Genomic DNA, 17,263 nt, shown 5'->3' on the forward strand with positions numbered 1-17,263 from the left:
CGGCCCCAGCAAGTAAAGGCCGCACGCCCCCGCCCGGGGGCCGCGGGCTACTTCGTGCCGAACATCCGGTCGCCGGCATCCCCGAGGCCTGGGACGATGTAGCCATGGTCGTTCAGGTGGCTGTCGATGGCGGCGGTGATGATGGGCACGTCCGGGTGCGCCTCGCGCATCCGGGCGATCCCTTCCGGTGCCGCGAGCAGGCACATGAAGCGGATGTTGGTCGCCCCCGCCTCCTTCACCAGGTCGATGGCGGCAGCGGAGGAATTGCCCGTCGCCAGCATCGGGTCGACCACGATGGTCAGCCGTTCGTCGAGGTTGCCCGGCAGCTTGTTGTAATACTGCACCGGCTGCAGCGTCTCCGGGTCGCGGTAGAGGCCGACGAAGCCCACGCGCGCCGCCGGGATCAGCTCAAGGATACCGTCGAGCAGCCCGTTCCCCGCCCGCAGGATCGAGACGAGCGCGAGCTTCTTGCCCTCGATCATCGGTGCATCCATCGGCTGCAGCGGCGTCTCGATGCGCTCGGTCGTCAGCGGCAGGTCGCGGGTGATCTCGTAGGCGAGAAGGTGGCTGATCTCGCGCAGGAGCCGGCGGAAGGAGTTCGTCGACGTCTCCTTCTCACGCATCAGGCTCAGCTTGTGCTGCACCAGCGGGTGATCGACCAGTGTCACGCCCTCGGTCATCTCGTCAGCCTTTCCTTCACCTTGCCCCTCGTCTCCTCGTCGCAGAAAGCGGCGGCGAGCGCCACCTCGGTCAGCTCCTGGAAGTCCTCCTCCCCCCAGCGGAAGGCGCGCTCGAGCCCCTCGAACTCCTTCGTCATGGTGGTGTGGAAGTAGGGCGGATCGTCGGTGGAGATCGTCACCTTCACCTCCCGCTCGCGCAGCTCGGCGATGGGGTGGGTGGCCCAGCTCTTCGCCGCGCCGAGGAAGACGTTGGAGCCGGGGCAGACCTCCAGCACCACGCCGTCCTCCGCCAGCCGCTCGCAGAGCGCCGGGTCGCGCACGGCGGAGATGCCGTGGCCGATGCGGGAGACCTTCAGGTCGCGAATGGTGTCGGCCACCATGTCGGGCCCGCCCCACTCGCCGGCATGGCAGGTGAGGGAGAGGCCCGCCTCGCGCGCCATGTCGAAGCTCCAGGCGTAGTCGCCCGGCCGCCCGACGAGCTCGGCGCCCGCCAGCCCGAAACCGGTCACGAAGGGCCCGGCGGTCTCCGCCGCGCAGAGGGCGGCGGTCTTCGCCTGCTCCGGCCCCAGATGGCGGATGGCGGTGACGATGCCGCGCAGCGTGATGCCGAAACTCCGCTCCGCCTCCGCCGCCGCATCCTCGATGGCGGCGAGGTAGTCGCGCCAGGCGGAGACGTCACCGCCGCCGCAGAAATCCGGCGACAGGAAGGCCTCGGTGTAGACGACGCCGTGCGAGGCGCTCTCCTCCAGCACGGCGAGGGTCAGGCGGCGGAAGTCCTCGGGGCTCTGCAGCGTGGTGCAGGCGGCCTCGTAGACCTGCAGGAAATGGTCGAAATCGTCATAGGCGTAGCCGTCGCCCTCGCGGGTGAAGATGCCGGAGAGGTCGATGTGCTTCTCCTTGGCCAGCCCGCGGATGAAGGACGGCGGCGCCGCGCCCTCCAGATGCAGGTGCAGCTCGACCTTCGGAAACTCTCGCCAGCTCATCGTCCCTCCTCCGGCCGGGGCACCTGAAGATGCCCGGCCGCCAGTTCCGCCACGTCGGTGAAGGCCATCAGGCCCAGCTCGTCCAGCCCCAGCCCGTGCACCAGCACCGGCACCCGCTCGCGCGTGTGGTCGGTGCCGGCGAAGGTTGGGTCGTTGCCATGATCGGCGGTGACGATGAGCAGGTCCCCGGGCCGCAGGTGGCCGATCAGTCGCGCCAGCTCGGCGTCGAACCATTCGAGGTGCCGCGCGTAGCCGGAGACATCGCGCCGGTGGCCGTAGAGGCTGTCGAACTCGACGAAGTTGGCGAAGGTGAGCGAGCCCTCCTCCGCCTCGCCCGCGAGGCGGTGCAGATCCGCCATCAGGCTCTCGTCGGGGCCCTTGGTCACGTCGTCGATGCCCTGCATCGAGAAGATGTCGCCGATCTTGCCGACGGCGTGGACGGGCCGGCCCGCCGCCGACACCCAGTCGCAGAGCGTCGGCGCCGGCGGGGCGATGGCGTAGTCGCGGCGGTGGGCGGTGCGCTTGAAATCGGCGGGCGCGCTGCCGAGGAAGGGGCGGGCGATGACCCGGCCGATCTTCATGGCGTGAAGCGTCGGGGCGATGTCCTCGCAGAGGCGGAGCAGCCGCTCCAGCCCGAAGGCCTCCTCATGCGCGGCGATCTGGAAGACGCTGTCGACGGAGGTGTAGCAGATGGGCCAGCCGGTGCGCAGATGCTCCTCGCCGTACTCCGCGATCACCGTCGTGCCGGAGGCGTGGCAATTGGCGAGCGTGCCCTCGGTGCCGGCCTTCGCGGCGACCTCGGCCATCAGCTCCGGAGGGAAGGCGGGGGTCTCGTTGGGGAAGTAGCCCCAGTCCCACGGCACCGGCACGCCGGCGAGCTCCCAGTGGCCGGAGGGCGTGTCCTTGCCGCGGCTCACCTCGGTCGCCGCGCCCCAGGCGCCGGAGACCTCGGCGCCCGGCCAGGGGTCGGGGAAGCCGGAAGCGAGGTGCAGGGCCTGGCCGAGGCCGAGGCCGGCGAGGGCCGGCAGGCGGAGGGGGCCGGAGCGCCCCTCCTCCGCCCGGCCGGTGGCACAGGCCTCGGCGATGTGGCCGAGCGTGTTGGCGCCGGTATCGGGCACCTTGCCGTTGGCATAATCGGCCGCGTCGGGCGCGCCGCCGATGCCGACGCTGTCCATCACCACGAGGAACGCCCGGCTCATGGCGCGCCCCGCTTGCCGCACCTGCCGGTGCGTCTCGCCATCTTCATGCCGTCACCTCCTCCAGTACCAGCGGCGCCTCCGGCAGAGGGCCCTCGCCCAGTGTGATCGCCGCGCGGACGGCCTGCGCCGCGGCGAAGGCGCCCTCCTCGTCGGCCGCGTGGAGGAGGCAGAGCGGCGCGCCCTTCTCCACGAATGTGCCGAGGGGCGCGATCTCCGACAGGCCGACCGAGGGGTTCACCTTGTCGCTCTCCACCTGCCGGCCGCCGCCGAGGGCGACGACGGCATGGCCCAGCGCCTCACCGTCGATGGCGGTGACGTAGCCGCCTTCCGGCGCCGTGACGTCGCCGACGATCGGCGCGGCCCCCAGATGCGTGCGCCAGTCCTCCGCCATGTCCGGCGGGCCGCCGAGGGCGGAGAGCATGGCGCAGAAGCGCTCCAGCGCCGTGCCGGAGGCGATGGCGCCGGCCACCAGCGCCTCGCCATCGGCGATGCCGCCGAGGCGCAAAGCGCGGCCGCCGAGCGCGACGGTCAGGTCATGCAGGCGCGGCGCCGCCGGGCGCCCTTCCGTCAGGAGCGCCATGCAGACGGCGACCTCCAGCGCGTTGCCCATGGCGGGGGCGAGCGGCTGGGACATGTCGGTGATCAGCGCCTCCGTCGGGCAGCCGGCGCCGGTGCCGGCGCCGGTGAGCGCGCGGGCCAGCGCCCGGGCGTCCTCGGCGCTCTTCATGAAGGCGCCGGAGCCGCATTTGACGTCGAGCACCAGCGCATCGAGCCCGGCCGCCAGCTTCTTCGACAGGATCGAGGCGGTGATGAGATCGACGCTTTCCACCGTGCCGGTGACATCGCGGATCGCGTAGAGCCGCCTGTCGGCCGGGGCGATCTCCCCCGTGGCGCCGACGATGGCGCAGCCGACCTGGGCGGTGATCTCGCGCAGGCGCCACTCGTCGATCTGGGTAGCGACACCAGGCACGGCTTCGAGCTTGTCGAGCGTGCCGCCGGTATGGCCGAGGCCGCGGCCGGAGATCATCGGCACGTAGGCGCCGGAGGCGGCCAGCGCCGGGGCGAGGATCAGCGAGACCGGATCGCCGACGCCGCCGGTGGAGTGCTTGTCGATCACCGGGCCCGGCAGGTCCCACGCCAGCACATGGCCGCTGTCGCGAAAGCCCGCCGTCAGCGCCACGCGTCCCTCCTCGCCGAGGCCCTTGAGCATCACCGCCATGGCGAAGGCGCCCGCCTGCGCGTCGGAGACGGCGCCGGAGGCCAGGCCGGCCGCGAAGCGGGCCAGCGCACACTCGGGCAGCGCCTCGCCGCGGCGGATGGCGGCGATGAGGGCGCGCGGCTCCATCAGCTCATGAACTCGGGGGAGAAACCGCCGGGCAGGAGCTCGGCGATGCTGCGCGTCTCCACCTTGCCATCCATGGTCGCCATGTGGACCTGCACGTCGGGGCCGCCGAATTCCTTCAGCTTCTGCCGGCAGCCGCCGCAGGGGGTGACGGGCATGGGAGAGCCGGCGATGACGGCGACCTCGGCGATCTCGGTCTCGCCATTGGCCACCATCGCGGCGATGGCCCCGGCCTCGGCGCAGGTGCCCTCCGGGTAGGCGACGTTCTCGACGTTGACGCCGAGGTAGACGCGGCCGGAGGCGGCACGGATGGCGGCACCGACCTTGAAGTTGGAATAGGGTGCGTGGGCATTCTCCCGCACCGCCTTCGCCGCCTCGATCAATTCCATTCCGTCGCCTCCGCCTGTGCTGGCGCCGAGGGTGCGGCGCCCAGGCGGCGGATGCAAGGGTGGGCGGGGGAATGTGGGGGGCACTGGCTTGGGCCGGGAGACGGTTGTGTGAGCGCTGCCCTCTCACGCCGGCCCGTGGGGTGGCGCTGCAACGTGGCCACTGGTGCGCTTTATGCCCGCCAAGCCCCTCCCCGATCCGAGCGAGGCGCCCAGCCCAGCCAGAGCGGCAGCCCGTGGGGACGGGCCGGCGCTCGCGCGGCGTCTGCGGCTTGATTCCGCGCGGGGCAAGAGCGGCGGCGGTCGTCTCCGGGGGACACCGCTTAAGCGGGGCACCAGTTGCACATGCCCCGCCCTCTCTCGCGGCCATCTGAGTGCCTCAAATCGCGAAGGTCCAAAGCCGTTCGATCCCCGATAGCACCCCCCTCCTCCGCCGCGTCGCAGCGATCCACCATTGACTTGTGGCCCGACTTCCCCCATCTGCCCCTTACGTCAGCGCTCTGCCCGCGTGAGCCTGGGGGCCCTTTAGCCCCGCCCAAGTGAGCCTGACCCAAGAGTTTCCCACAGCACGCAGGGGGGACGCGGCCCGAGGTGGCCCGCCGGCAATGAGGCCGTTGCGGGCGTCGCCCGGCCCACCCCGATCCCCCGCCAGAGGCGGGGAGCCAAGGCCCGTCTCCGGGCCATGAAGGATATCCATGACGTTCGAAGATCTGGGGCTCACCCCCGCCATCTCCGCCCGCCTCGCCGAAAGCGGCCTGACGGAGCCGACCCCCATCCAGCTTCAGGCCATCCCGCATGCGCTGAAGGGCAAGGACGTGCTCGGCCTCGCCCAGACGGGCACCGGCAAGACCGCCGCCTTCGGCCTGCCGCTGATCCAGGCCCTCTCCGGCAAGCGCCAGGCCCCGAAGCCCGGCACCACCGCCGCGCTGATCCTCGCGCCGACTCGTGAGCTCGCCGGGCAGATCGTCAACGCGCTGCGCTCCTTCGCCGGGAACGCCGGCAACCCGCGCATCCAGCTCGTCGTCGGCGGCAAGTCCATAGGCGCGCAGTCCAAGGCCATGTCCCGCGGCACCGACATCCTCGTCGCCACGCCCGGCCGCCTGATCGACCTGATCGACCGCAAGGCCGTCGACCTCTCGGCCACCTCCTTCCTCGTCCTCGACGAGGCGGACCAGATGCTCGACCTCGGCTTCATCCATGCCCTGCGCCGCATCGCCACCCTGCTGCCGAAACAGCGGCAGACGATGCTCTTCTCCGCTACGCTGCCCAAGCAGATGGAGGAGATCGCCGGCTCCTACCTGCGTGATCCGGCGCGCGTCGAAGTCTCCCCGCCCGGCAAGACGGCGGACAAGATCGAGCAGTCGGTGCACTTCGTGCCGAAGCCCGGCAAGACGCCGCTGCTGATCGACCTGCTCGACGAGCATCGCGACGAGCTGGCGCTGGTCTTCGCGCGCACCAAGCATGGCGCCGAGCGCCTGAAGGGCCAGCTGGAGAAGGCTGGCTACGCCGCCGGCTCCATCCACGGCAACAAGAGCCAGGGCCAGCGGGATCGCGCCCTCGCCGCCTTCCGACAGCACAAGCTCCGCGTGCTGGTGGCGACGGATGTCGCCGCGCGCGGCATCGACATTCCCGGCGTCGGCTATGTCTACAACTTCGACCTGCCCAACGTGGCGGAAAGCTACGTGCACCGCATCGGCCGCACCGCCCGGGCCGGGGCCGAGGGCCGCGCCGTGGCCTTCTGCGCCGAGGACGAGGTGAGCGAGCTGCGCGGCATCGAGAAGCTGATCGGCACCAAGATCGCCGTCGCCGGAGGCACGCCGTGGAAGGGCGCCGACGCGCCTGTCTCCGAAGGCGGTGGCAAGGGCCGGGGCGGCAAGCCCTCCGGCGGCCCCTCCGGCAAGTCGCGCAACGCCCCGGGCCGACGCCCCCGTCGCCGGCGGCCGACGAAGCAGGCCGCCGCCTGAGGCGACGCCGGCCTGACAAGACGAAAGGGGCGCCCCGCACCGGGCGCCCCTTTTCTCATTGCCCCTGCCCGCCCCTCAGGCGGCGGCGGAGCCCTTGCCCTCGGGCTTTAGCACCAGCCGCTCATAGGCCGGCGGCGCGAAATGGTAGCCCTGCATGTGCCGGATCCCCAGCTCGCGCACCGCCGCCGCGTCTTCGGCGGTCTCGATCCCCTCGGCGATGGGCAGGATGCCCAGATCCCCGCAAAGCCCGGCGATGGCGGCCACGACGACCCTCCGCCGCTCATCCGCGGCGATGCCGCGCACCAGCGCCATGTCGATCTTCACGATATCCGGCTGCAGGTCGCACAGCAGCCCCAGCCCGGCATAACCGGCGCCGAAATCGTCGATCGCCGTCAGGAAGCCGCGGGAGCGGTAGGAGCGGACGATGTTCTGCAGGTGGCCGGTATCGCGCACCGCCTCGCCCTCGGTGAACTCGAAGACCAGCCGCTCCGTGGGAAACTCGAACCGCTCGGCGGCGCGCAGCGTCGCCTGGATGCAGCTGTCGGGGTTGTAGACGGCGTTGGGCATGAAGTTGATGCTCAGCCGGCTGTCGATCCCCAGCCGCGAGGCAATGGCGATGGCGCGCGTCCGGCAGGCCTGGTCGAAGCTGTAGCGATTCGTCTGAGTGACATGCTGCAGCACGTCCCGGGCGGAGCCGCCGCCGGCCGGGCGCACCAGCGCCTCCTGCGCGAAGACGGCGCCACTGTGGACATCGAAGATCGGCTGGAACGCCATGGAGAACGGCTGGCGGAAGGCCTGTCCCCCGCGCTCACTGCAGGCCTCGCAGCCTGTCCCTTTGTCTTCAGGCATAGTGTTTGCTCCACGTCGGCCGGGCATAACCCGATACGCACCCCATCCACGAACAATACCTATAGTGTGAGACCATTGAGGCTAGATTGCGCTGACCGCATGACCATCCGGCCCGACTTGCGCCGGCCGCCCTGCCCTGTCTTTGGTCCGAAAAATCCTCGGGGGGGCTGCCTACGGCAGCGGGGGGCAGACAGCCCCCCTTCCCGGCCCGAGCGCCCGCGACGCCGGCAGAGCCTCAGAAGGCCTCCGGCACCGCCTCCCGCGCCATGTGGTCGAGCACGGCATTGACGAAGCTCGGCTCCTTCGTCTCGGGGAAGAAGGCGCGTGCCACGTCGACGAACTCGCTGATCACGACGCGCGGCGGCGTGTTCTTGGCCACCAGCTCCGCCCCGGCGGCGCGGAAGAGGGCGCGCAAGGTCGGGTCGATGCGGGCGATGGGCCACTTGGCGACCAGCGCCCGGTCGGTCATCTGGTCGATCTCCGCCTGCCGGCTGACGGCATCGGTCATCAGGGCGCGGAAGAGGTCGATGTCCCCGTCCTGGTACTCGCCCTCTTCGTAGACAGCGCCGAAGCGGTGCATCTCGAACTCGCGGATGACCCGGTCGATCCGCTGCGACTGCGCCTCCATCTGGAAGAGCGCCTGCACGGCGTAGAGGCGCGAGGCGCTCTTCATCTTGCGCCGCTGGTTGTTCGACAGGTTGTCGCCGCGCAGGCTCATGCGCTGTCGCCCCCGCGGGCCATCAGGATGTCGGAGGTGAAGCCGGCGCCGCGGGTCCGACCGCCCCAGGTGCGGGAGAGGGCCAGCAGGTGCAGCGCCGCCGCCGCCGCGCCGGCGCCCTTGTTCGCCTGCGCCGGATCGGCGCGCACGACGGCCTGGCCGTGGTTCTCCACCGTCAGGATGCCGTTGCCGAGCGGCAGCCCCTGAATGGCGAGGAGCTGCAGGGCATGGGACGAGTCGTTGCAGACGGTGTCGTAATGCGTCGTCTCGCCGCGGATCACGCAGCCGAGGGCGACATAGGCGTCGAAGTTGCTCAGCCGTGCCGCCATGGCGAGGGCCGGCGCCACTTCCAGCGCGCCCGGCACCTCGACCGTCTCGTGCTCGGCGCCAACGGCCTCCAGCTCGGCGCGGGCGCCGGCGAGCAGCATGTCGGCGATATCGCGATAGAAGGGGGCGACGGCGATCAGCGCGCGCACGGGGCGGTCGAACTCCGGCCGGGGCAGCGCGTATTCGGACGGTCCGGCCATGGCTCAGCCCTCGGTGATCGGGCGCGTGCCGGCGATCTCGATGCCATAGGCGTCGAGCCCGACGATGCGCGGCTGGGGGGAATTGGACAGAAGCGTGATGCGGTGCAGCCCGAGCGTGGAGAGGATCTGCGCCCCCACCCCGTATTGCCGCAGCGTCTGCGGGGTAACCTCGTCACCGGCGTCGATCTTCATGTGCAGGTCGCGCAGCAGCACCAGCGCCCCCCGCCCCTCGGCGGCGATGGCGCGCATGGCATCGGCGAAGAGCGCGGCGCGCCCCGGGCCGCCGGCGCCGACGATGTCCTTCATCGCGTCCTGCGCATGCATCCGCACGAGGACGGGCTCGTCGCCGGAGATGTCGCCCTTGATGAGCGCGATGTGCTCGGCGCCCTGCGTGACGTCGGAGAAGATGCGCAGCTCCCACTCGCCGCCGAATTCCGACGTGATGGTCTGCGCCTCGGTCTGGCGGACGAGATTGTCGTGGCGGCGGCGGTAGGCGATGAGATCGGAGATGGTGCCGATTTTCAGCCCGTGCATCTGCGCGAAGGCGACGAGATCGGGCAGCCGGGCCATCGATCCGTCTTCCTTCATGATCTCGCAGATCACGCCGGAGGGGTTGAGCCCGGCAAGCCGGGCGATATCCACCGAGGCCTCGGTATGGCCGGCGCGGACGAGCACGCCGCCCTCGCGGGCGCGGAGCGGGAAGACGTGGCCGGGGGTCGCGATATCCTGCGCGCCCTTGGCGGCGTCGATGGCGACCGCGACGGTGAGCGCCCGATCGGCGGCGGAGATGCCGGTGGAGACCCCCTCGCGCGCCTCGATCGAGGTGGTGAAGGCCGTCTCGTGCCGCGAGGAATTCTGCTGCGCCATCAGCGGCAGGCCGAGCCTGTCGATCCGCTCCGACGTCAGCGCGAGGCAGATGAGCCCGCGGCCATGCGTTGCCATGAAGTTGATCGCGTCGGGCGTGGCCATCTGCGCGGGGATGACGAGGTCGCCCTCGTTCTCCCGATCCTCATGATCGACGAGGATGAACATCCGCCCGTTGCGGGCATCGTTGATGATCTCCTCGACGGAGGAGATGGCATCGGACCAGTCGATCTCGATCGGTCCGGGCGTCTCGTAGGTCATGGGCATGTGGCTTCCCGCAAATCTGGAGGGGAGATAGTGGATGCGGGGGCAATTGGCCAGAGCCGGGGCGGCGGGCATGGCTGGGTTGCACGGGACGTGAAGCGGAGCGCCTGCGGCGCGTTCCATCAGTGCGGTGGGGGCTCTGCCCCCACACCCCCGCGGTATTTTTGGCCAGATGAAATGGGATCCCGGGGCGGGGGTGCTCCGGGGGCTTGAGGGGCGGCCCTGCGCCCGCGGGGTGGGTGGGCGGGAAGCGGGCAGGGCCGGCCCGGCTCAGAGGCCGAGGCGGGCCGTCAGCTCCTGCAGGAGGGCGCGGTCGGCATCGCTCCACTCCGCGCGGCGGGACTTGAAGAGCGTCGCCTGGCTAGAGTGGATCAGGCCGCCGGGCAGCACCTTGAGGCCATTGGCACGCAGCGTCTCTCCGGTGGAGGTGATGTCGGCGATGGCCTCGGCCGTCTCCGCCTTCACCGTGCCTTCCGTCGCGCCCTGGCTGTCGATGAGCTGGTAGTCGGCCACGCCCTCGTCGCGCAGGAACTCCCGCACCAGCCGGTGGTATTTCGTGGCGATGCGAAGGCGGTGGCCATGCGTGCGGCGGAAGGCGGCGGCGGCGGCGTCGAGATCGTCCAGCGTCTCCACGTCGACCCAGAGCTTCGGCACCGCGATCACGAGATCCGCGCCGCCGAAGCCCATGGGCGCCAGCTCTCGCACCACCTGCTCCCAGCCGGCGAGCTTCTCGCGCACGAGGTCGGAGCCGGTGACGCCGAGATGCAGCCGCCCGTCCGCCAGCGCCCGGGGCACCTCTCCGGCGGAGACGAGGTTCAGCTCCAGCCCCGCGACGCCCGCCACCTCGGCGGCATAGTCGCGGTCGGAGCCGGTGCGGCGGAGCGTCAGGCCGCGCTGGCCGAACCAGTCAAAGGTCTTCTCCATGAGCCGGCCCTTGGAGGGCACGCCGAGGCGGATCATTGCGCGCTCCCCCGAAGTTCCACCACCAGCTCGGGGCGGATCACGCCGCCCACCGCCGGCGCCGCCCGGCCGCCGCCGAGGACACGGGTGAGGGCGTCGTAGCGGCCGCCCGTCGCCACCGCCGGCAGGTCGGGCCGGCCGGGGGCGACGAGGCCGAAGACGAAGCCGTCGTAATATTCCAGCGCCGTGCGGCCGAAGCTGGCCTCGAACTCCAGCGCCTCGGGCGCGAGGCCGCGGGCCGCCAGCGCCTCCGTCCGCTGCTTGAGGCGCAAAAGCGCGGCTTCGATGGAGGGCAGGCTCATGGCGATGTCCTCCAGCGCGCCGATCGCCTCGGGCAGCGGGGCGGAGAGCGTCATGATCTCGTCGAGCAGCGCCACCTCCCCTTCGGAGATGGGGGCGGCGGCGGCATCCTCCCGCAGCGCCTCCAGCCGGGCCGCGATCTCGCGGGCGCCGCGCTTGCCGATCTCGGGGCCCGCCCCGGCGAGCGGATCCTCTGCCGCCAGCAGGGCGGCGCGGCCGGCGGGCGCCGGGCGGCGGCCGGAGAACCGCTCCAGGAGCGCGCGGAAGCGGCGGGGCCGCCAGATGTGGCGGAGAAGCGCCCGCTTGCGCGCCTCGATGGTGTTGAGGCCGGCGACGGCGGCGACGATCAGGCCGATGTCCCCGGTCACGGCCCGAAGCTCCAGCCCCTCCAGCGCGGAATGGAGCGTCGCGAAGACCTCGGCATCCGCCTCCGGAAAGGTGCCGCCGAAGACCTCGTAGCCGACCTGGATGTATTCGCTGGGGCGGCCCGTCTCCTCCTCCTGCCGGCGGAAGACCTCGCCGGAGTAGGTGTAGCGGGCCTCGGCGCGCCCGCTCTCCATGTGCGCGCGCACCAGCGGCACGGTGAAGTCGGGGCGCAACATCATCTCGCCGCGCAGGGGGTCGGAGGTGACATAGGCGCGGGCGCGGATATCCTCGCCGTAAAGGTCGAGCAGCACGTCGGCGGGCTGCAGGATCGGCGTCTCCACCGGCTCCGCCCCATGGGCCGCGAAATGGGCCGACAGGCGCGCCGCCTCGGCGCGGATCTGCGGCGTCACGACCGGCTCGCGAGCATGGCGCGAACCTCGGCGACGAGATCGCCGCGCGCCACCTCCTTCTGGGCCGGCTGGTCCTTCCACTCCTCAAGGCTGGCGCTCTCGGCGATCCTGGCGCCGAGGATCAGGTCCTTCAGCTGCACGACGCCGCGGGCCTCTTCATCCTCGCCCTGGATGATGGCGATGGGGGAGGCGCGCTTGTCGGCATACTTGAGCTGGTTGCCGAAGTTCTTCGGGTTGCCGAGGTAGACCTCCGCCCGGATGCCGGCGTTCCTGAGCTCGGTCGCCATGGCGAGGTAATCGCCCATGCGCGCCCGATCCATCACGGTGACGACGACGGGCCCGGCGGCGGCGGTGGCGGCGCCGCGCTTGGCGGCGAGGGCGGCGAGCAGGCGGTCGACGCCGAGGGAGATACCGGTGGCCGGCACCTCCTGCCCCGTGAAGCGCTTGACGAGATCGTCATAGCGCCCGCCCCCGGCGACGGAGCCGAAGGAGCGCGGGCGGCCCTTCTCGTCCATGATCTCGAAGGTCAGCTCGGCCTCGTAGACGGGGCCGGTGTAGTAGCCGAGGCCGCGCACGACGGAGGGGTCGATGAGCACGCGGCTGTCATCGTAGCCCTGCGCGCCCAGCAGGGTGCCGATGGTCTCCAGCTCCTCCACGCCGGCGCGGCCGGTCTCGGAGGTGGCGACGAGTTCGGAGAGGCGGGAGAGCGTGGCGGCGGCGGTGTCGCGGCGGGCCTCGGTGAAGGCGAGGACGATCTCGGCCTGCTCGTCCGCCAGGCCGGCGCCCCTGGTGAAGTCGCCGCTCTCGTCCTTGCGGCCCTCGCCGAGGAGCGCGCGCACGCCCTGCTCGCCCAGCCGGTCGAGCTTGTCGATGGCGCGGAGCACGATGCCGCGCTCGGCGGCGAAGCGCTCGGGGTCGGACGGGTCAAGGACGCCCGCTGCCTCCATCACCCCGTTCAGAACCTTGCGGTTATTGATGCGCAGCAGATAGTCGCCCCGCGCGATGCCGATGGCCTCCAGCACGTCGGCGGCCATGGCGCAGATCTCGGCGTCCGCCGCCACGCTGGGCGCGCCAACCGTATCCGCATCGCATTGATAGAACTGGCGGAAGCGCCCCGGCCCCGGCTTCTCGTTCCGCCAGACGGTGCCCATCTGGTAGCGCCGGTAGGGCGAGGGCAGATCGTTCCGGTGCTGCGCGTACACCCGCGCCAGCGGCGCCGTCAGGTCGTAGCGCAGGGCCAGCCAGTCGCTGTCCTCCTCCCAGGCGAAGACCCCCTCGTTGGGGCGGTCGACATCGGGGAGGAACTTGCCCAGCGCCTCGACCGTCTCCACCGCCGAGGTCTCCAGCGCCTCGAAACCGTAGGCGTGGTAGATCTCGGCGATGCGGGCGAGCATCGACGCCCGCTCCGTCACCTCGGGGCCGAAATAATCGCGAAATCCCTTGGGCGTCTCGGCCTTCGGCCGGCGCCGCTTGTCCTTGGCCATCTGCCTCTCCCGGCTTTGCGCGCGTGCCTTACCGCCCCGGCGCCTCAGGAGCAACCGGCTGGACAAGCCGCCCCGCCCGCGCCATCTGGCGTCACATGGAAGAGCTGGAAGAACGCATCGCCCACCTGGAGCGCGCCAATGACGACCTCTCGGCGGAGGTCGCCCGCCAGGCGCGTCTCGTCGAACGCCTCGAGCGCCGCGTCGGCATGCTGATGGAGCGCGAGGTCGAGCGCGAAGCCGCCGGCCAGATGCCCCCCGCCGACCGCCCGCCGCCCCACTACTGAGGCCGCGCTCACCGCACCCGTCCGGGCGCGTCTCGCCTCCTCGCTTTTCTCGAAATATTCCTCGGGGGGGGCTGGCGCAGCCAGCGGGGGGCAGACAGCCCCCCTCCGCCGCCCGGTCACCATTGCCCCCGCCGCCGCGGAGGGCCATTCTGGGCCCCATGCCCTCCCCCCGATTCATCCACCTGCGCACCCACTCGGAGCATTCGCTCCTCGAGGGCGCCATCCCGGTGAAGAAGCTGCCCGGCCTTGCCGCCAAGGCCGCCATGCCCGCCGTCGCGCTGACAGACACGAACAACATGTTCGCGGCGCTGCAATTCTCCGAGGCTGCCGTCGCCGCCGGGGTGCAGCCCATCATCGGCTGTCAGGTCGACGTGGCCTACCTCGCCCCAGAGCCCGGCAAGCGGATGCCCGACCCGGCGCCGCTCGTCCTGCTGGCGCAGAGCGAGGCGGGGTACATGAGCCTCATGCAGCTCAACTCCCGCCTCTACCTGCGACAGGGCCCCGACGCGCTGCATGTCACGATGCAGGAGCTGGCGGAGAACGCCGAGGGCCTCATCTGCCTGACCGGCGGCCCGAACGGGCCGGCCGGGCGGCTCTTCGCCAGCGGGCAGCGGCCCAAGGCCGAGGCGCACCTGGCACGGCTGAGGGAGATCTTCGGCGACCGGCTCTATGTCGAGCTGCAGCGCCACCCCGGCGAATCCGGCCTGCCGGCGGAGGAGATCCGCGCCGAGGAGGGGCTCGTCACCTGGGCCTATGCCGAGGGGGTGCCGCTCGTCGCGACGAACGATTGCTACTTCCCCAAGCCCGATCTCTACGAGGCGCACGATGCGCTCCTCTGCATCGCGCAGGGCGCCTATGTCGACCAGCAGGAGCCGCGGCGCCGCCTCACCCCCCAGCACAGCTTCAAGAGCCAGGAGGAGATGGCGGCGCTCTTCGCCGATCTCCCCGAGGCGCTGGCCAATACAGTCGAGATCGCGCAGCGCTGCGCCTTCCGCGTCACCAAGCGCAAGCCGATCCTGCCGAAGTTCGCCGATGACGAGGTGGACGAGCTGCGCCGACAGGCGAAGGAGGGCCTCACGGCCCGCCTCGCCGTCATCCCCCATGCCGCCAGCGTGGAGGAGTACGAGCAGCGCCTCGAGTTCGAGCTGGGGATCATCGAGGGGATGGGCTTCCCCGGCTACTTCCTGATCGTGGCCGACTTCATCAAATGGGCCAAGGATCACGACATCCCCGTCGGCCCCGGCCGCGGCTCCGGCGCCGGCTCCCTCGTCGCCTATGCGCTGACGATCACCGATCTCGACCCGCTGCGCTATTCGCTACTATTCGAGCGGTTCCTCAACCCCGAGCGGGTGTCGATGCCGGACTTCGACATCGACTTCTGCATGGATCGCCGGGAGGAGGTGATCCACTACGTGCAGGGCAAGTACGGCTCCGAGAAGGTCGCGCAGATCATCACCTTCGGCGCCCTCCTTTCCAAGGCCGCCGTCCGCGATGTCGGCCGGGTGCTGCAGATGCCGTACGGGCAGGTCGACCGCCTCTCCAAGCTGATCCCGGTGGAGGGGGTGAAGCCCGTCTCCATCGAGAAGGCGCTGGCCGACGAGCCGCGCCTGCGGGAGGAGGCGAAATCCGCCGAGGTGGTGGACCGGCTGCTGCGTTATGCGGGCCAGGTCGAGGGGCTCTACCGCAACGCCTCCACCCACGCCGCCGGGGTGGTGATCGGCGACCGGCCGCTCGACCAGCTCGTGCCGCTCTACCGCGATCCGCGCTCTGACATGCCGGCGACCCAGTTCAACATGAAATGGGTCGAGCAGGCCGGGCTCGTGAAGTTCGACTTCCTCGGCCTGAAGACGCTGACGGTCATCCAGAACGCGCTCGACATCATCCTCGCCTCGGGGCGCAACCTGCACGAGGCGGCGGACGGCACGCGCCTCTATGACCCGCCCGAGGGGGCGGAGAACGACATCGGGCATATCCCGCTGGACGATACCAAGAGCTACGAGCTCTACGCCCGCGCCAAGACCGTCGCCGTCTTCCAGGTGGAATCGTCGGGCATGATGGATGCGCTGAAGCGCATGCGCCCGACCTGCATCGAGGACATCGTGGCGCTGGTGGCGCTCTACCGGCCCGGCCCGATGGAGAACATCCCGACCTATTGCGAGGTAAAGAACGGCAAGAAGGCCCGCGCCTCCATCCACCCCTCGATCGACCACATCCTCGAAGAGACGCAAGGCATCATCGTCTACCAGGAACAGGTGATGCAGATCGCGCAGGAGATGGCGGGTTACAGCCTCGGCGGCGCCGACCTACTGCGCCGCGCCATGGGCAAGAAGATCGCCGAGGAGATGGCAAAGGAGCGCCCGAAGTTCATCGAGGGCTCGCTGGCCAACGGCGTGACGAAGGAGAAGGCGGGCGAGGTCTTCGACCTGCTGGAGAAGTTCGCCAACTACGGCTTCAACAAGTCGCACGCCGCCGCCTATGCCGTGGTGAGCTACCAGACGGCCTGGCTCAAGGCGAACCACCCGGTGGAGTTCATGGCCGGCGTCATGAACTGCGATATCCACCTGACGGACAAGCTGGCCATCTACTTCCAGGAGGTCCGCAAGGGCCTCTCCATCGAGACGGTGCCGCCGTGCGTCAACCGCTCGTCGGCGATGTTCACCGTGGTGAACGGGCGGCTGGTCTACGCGCTCGGCGCGCTCAAGAACGTCGGCGTCGAGGCCATGCGTCTGATCGAGAGCGCGCGGGGCGACAAGCCCTTCGTGACGCTCTTCGATTTCGCCCGCCGGGTGGACATGAAGATGATCGGCAAGCGCCCCTTGGAGATGCTGGCCCGCGCCGGCGCCTTCGATGCGCTGGACGGCAACCGGGCCCGCGTGCTCGCCAGCCTCGACCCGCTCGTCGCCTATTCGGCCGCGATTCACGAGGCGAAGGGCTCCGCGCAGGTCTCCCTCTTCGGCGAGGCGGGGGATGATCTGCCCGAGCCGCGCCTGCCGCCCCGCGACGACTGGCTGCCGGCCGAGCGTCTGGCGGAGGAGTTCAAGGCCATCGGCTTCTACCTCTCCGGCCACCCGCTCGACGATTACATGTCGGGCCTGCGCCGGCAGGGTGTCATGACGCTGGAGGAGGTGGAGAAGAAGGCCGAATCCGGCCCCTTCGTCGCCCGCATGGCCGGCACGGTCACCGCCCGGCAGGAGCGCAAGAGCGCCCGCGGCAACCGCTTCGCCTTCGTCGGCCTCTCCGACCCGTCGGGGCAATACGAGGTGACGATGTTCTCCGACGTGCTGGAGCTGACGCGCGAGCATCTCGAGACGGGCTCGCTGGTGACGATGCAGGTCGAGGCGACGATGGAATCCGACCAGCTCAAGCTCCTCGCCCGGGCGGTGACGCCGGTGGACGGGATGCTGGCCGGCGCCGGTTCCGACGGGCTGCGGCTGTTCCTCGAGGCGGCGGATGTCGTGCCCTCCATCGCCTCCGTCCTCTCCCGCGCCAAGGAGCAGAAGGTGCCGGGCGCGCGCGGGCCGGTCTACCTTTGCCTGATGGCCGACGGGCTGCCGGGCGAGGTGGAGATGGATTGCGGCGACATCTACCCCGTCTCCCCCCAGATCAAGGGCGCGCTGCGCTCCCTCCCCGGCGTGGTGGAGGTGCAGGAGGTCTGATTCCACTGGCTTTCCCTGCCCCGCCGG

At 70.8% G+C, this 17,263-nt stretch carries 15 protein-coding genes; 3 read left to right on the plus strand and 12 right to left on the minus strand.

Annotation, left to right across the window (positions count from 1 at the left end; all coding sequences use genetic code 11):
* Positions 1–47: 47 nt before the first annotated feature.
* From upp to GY170_RS14410, 5 genes are read right to left on the minus strand one after another with little or no spacing between them, the layout of a single operon-like run.
* Entirely contained in the window at positions 48–680 is a 633-nt protein-coding gene (gene upp, locus GY170_RS14390; protein ID WP_163894817.1) for a uracil phosphoribosyltransferase, read from the minus strand.
* Complete coding sequence (locus GY170_RS14395; RefSeq protein ID WP_163894819.1) at positions 677–1,663, minus strand: adenosine deaminase; 987 nt, start codon at positions 1,661–1,663, stop codon at positions 677–679. The genes upp and GY170_RS14395 overlap by 4 nt, the downstream gene beginning before the upstream one ends.
* Positions 1,660–2,862 (minus strand): phosphopentomutase, encoded by a 1,203-nt coding sequence (locus tag GY170_RS14400; RefSeq protein ID WP_163894821.1) that lies wholly within the window; start codon positions 2,860–2,862, stop codon positions 1,660–1,662. The genes GY170_RS14395 and GY170_RS14400 overlap by 4 nt, the downstream gene beginning before the upstream one ends.
* A gap of 43 nt (positions 2,863–2,905) precedes the next feature.
* Positions 2,906–4,207, minus strand: coding sequence for a thymidine phosphorylase (locus tag GY170_RS14405; protein WP_163894823.1), 1,302 nt, complete (start codon positions 4,205–4,207; stop codon positions 2,906–2,908).
* On the minus strand, positions 4,207–4,593 hold the full coding sequence (locus GY170_RS14410) for a cytidine deaminase (RefSeq protein WP_163894825.1): 387 nt from the start codon (positions 4,591–4,593) through the stop codon (positions 4,207–4,209). Before GY170_RS14410 ends, GY170_RS14405 begins: the two co-directional genes overlap by 1 nt.
* 692 nt (positions 4,594–5,285) lie before the next feature.
* Between GY170_RS14410 and GY170_RS14415 the strand changes: the two genes are divergently transcribed.
* A complete protein-coding gene (locus tag GY170_RS14415; RefSeq protein WP_163894827.1) occupies positions 5,286–6,554 on the plus strand; it encodes a DEAD/DEAH box helicase in 1,269 nt (422 codons plus the stop codon).
* A 75-nt stretch (positions 6,555–6,629) separates the two neighbouring features.
* Here GY170_RS14415 and GY170_RS14420 read toward each other — a convergent pair whose 3' ends face one another.
* The 7 genes from GY170_RS14420 to hisS all read right to left on the minus strand — a co-directional run bounded on the left by GY170_RS14420 (position 6,630) and on the right by hisS (position 13,296).
* Positions 6,630–7,403: an EAL domain-containing protein gene (locus tag GY170_RS14420; RefSeq protein WP_163894828.1), complete on the minus strand. Its 774-nt coding sequence runs from the start codon at positions 7,401–7,403 to the stop codon at positions 6,630–6,632.
* Between the two features lie 235 nt (positions 7,404–7,638).
* The gene (gene nusB, locus GY170_RS14425) at positions 7,639–8,121 is read right to left on the minus strand and encodes a transcription antitermination factor NusB (RefSeq protein ID WP_163894830.1); all 483 of its coding nucleotides are present in this window, start codon (positions 8,119–8,121) and stop codon (positions 7,639–7,641) included.
* Positions 8,118–8,648, minus strand: a complete 531-nt coding sequence (locus GY170_RS14430; RefSeq protein ID WP_163894832.1) for a 6,7-dimethyl-8-ribityllumazine synthase — start codon at positions 8,646–8,648, stop codon at positions 8,118–8,120. Before GY170_RS14430 ends, nusB begins: the two co-directional genes overlap by 4 nt.
* 3 nt (positions 8,649–8,651) lie before the next feature.
* Positions 8,652–9,779 carry a 3,4-dihydroxy-2-butanone-4-phosphate synthase gene (ribB, locus tag GY170_RS14435; protein WP_163894834.1) on the minus strand — a complete coding sequence of 376 codons (1,128 nt, stop codon included), beginning with the start codon at positions 9,777–9,779 and terminating at the stop codon, positions 8,652–8,654.
* 267 nt (positions 9,780–10,046) lie between these two features.
* Complete coding sequence (gene hisG, locus GY170_RS14440; RefSeq protein ID WP_163894835.1) at positions 10,047–10,736, minus strand: ATP phosphoribosyltransferase; 690 nt, start codon at positions 10,734–10,736, stop codon at positions 10,047–10,049.
* The gene (locus tag GY170_RS14445) at positions 10,733–11,812 is read right to left on the minus strand and encodes an ATP phosphoribosyltransferase regulatory subunit (RefSeq protein ID WP_163894837.1); all 1,080 of its coding nucleotides are present in this window, start codon (positions 11,810–11,812) and stop codon (positions 10,733–10,735) included. The genes hisG and GY170_RS14445 overlap by 4 nt, the downstream gene beginning before the upstream one ends.
* Positions 11,809–13,296: a histidine--tRNA ligase gene (gene hisS, locus GY170_RS14450; protein ID WP_163894839.1), complete on the minus strand. Its 1,488-nt coding sequence runs from the start codon at positions 13,294–13,296 to the stop codon at positions 11,809–11,811. The genes GY170_RS14445 and hisS overlap by 4 nt, the downstream gene beginning before the upstream one ends.
* 95 nt (positions 13,297–13,391) lie before the next feature.
* Between hisS and GY170_RS14455 the strand changes: the two genes are divergently transcribed.
* Complete coding sequence (locus GY170_RS14455) at positions 13,392–13,580, plus strand: SlyX family protein (protein ID WP_163894841.1); 189 nt, start codon at positions 13,392–13,394, stop codon at positions 13,578–13,580.
* Positions 13,581–13,738: 158 nt separating this feature from the next.
* Positions 13,739–17,236 (plus strand): DNA polymerase III subunit alpha, encoded by a 3,498-nt coding sequence (dnaE, locus tag GY170_RS14460; protein ID WP_163894843.1) that lies wholly within the window; start codon positions 13,739–13,741, stop codon positions 17,234–17,236.
* Positions 17,237–17,263 lie beyond the last annotated feature (27 nt).

This window comes from Pseudoroseicyclus tamaricis (assembly GCF_012070395.1).
Taxonomy (GTDB): domain Bacteria; phylum Pseudomonadota; class Alphaproteobacteria; order Rhodobacterales; family Rhodobacteraceae; genus Pseudoroseicyclus_A; species Pseudoroseicyclus_A tamaricis.

Coding starts and splice junctions, on each gene's coding strand:
- GY170_RS14430 (WP_163894832.1), bottom strand. CDS start 8,648: ATGGCCGGACCGTCCGAATACGCGCTGCCCCGGCCGGAGTTCGACCGC.
- GY170_RS14415 (WP_163894827.1), top strand. CDS start 5,286: ATGACGTTCGAAGATCTGGGGCTCACCCCCGCCATCTCCGCCCGCCTC.
- hisG (WP_163894835.1), bottom strand. CDS start 10,736: ATGATCCGCCTCGGCGTGCCCTCCAAGGGCCGGCTCATGGAGAAGACC.
- GY170_RS14405 (WP_163894823.1), bottom strand. CDS start 4,207: ATGGAGCCGCGCGCCCTCATCGCCGCCATCCGCCGCGGCGAGGCGCTG.
- GY170_RS14400 (WP_163894821.1), bottom strand. CDS start 2,862: ATGAGCCGGGCGTTCCTCGTGGTGATGGACAGCGTCGGCATCGGCGGC.
- GY170_RS14455 (WP_163894841.1), top strand. CDS start 13,392: ATGGAAGAGCTGGAAGAACGCATCGCCCACCTGGAGCGCGCCAATGAC.
- nusB (WP_163894830.1), bottom strand. CDS start 8,121: ATGAGCCTGCGCGGCGACAACCTGTCGAACAACCAGCGGCGCAAGATG.
- hisS (WP_163894839.1), bottom strand. CDS start 13,296: ATGGCCAAGGACAAGCGGCGCCGGCCGAAGGCCGAGACGCCCAAGGGA.
- GY170_RS14395 (WP_163894819.1), bottom strand. CDS start 1,663: ATGAGCTGGCGAGAGTTTCCGAAGGTCGAGCTGCACCTGCATCTGGAG.
- GY170_RS14420 (WP_163894828.1), bottom strand. CDS start 7,403: ATGCCTGAAGACAAAGGGACAGGCTGCGAGGCCTGCAGTGAGCGCGGG.
- upp (WP_163894817.1), bottom strand. CDS start 680: ATGACCGAGGGCGTGACACTGGTCGATCACCCGCTGGTGCAGCACAAG.
- dnaE (WP_163894843.1), top strand. CDS start 13,739: ATGCCCTCCCCCCGATTCATCCACCTGCGCACCCACTCGGAGCATTCG.
- GY170_RS14410 (WP_163894825.1), bottom strand. CDS start 4,593: ATGGAATTGATCGAGGCGGCGAAGGCGGTGCGGGAGAATGCCCACGCA.
- ribB (WP_163894834.1), bottom strand. CDS start 9,779: ATGCCCATGACCTACGAGACGCCCGGACCGATCGAGATCGACTGGTCC.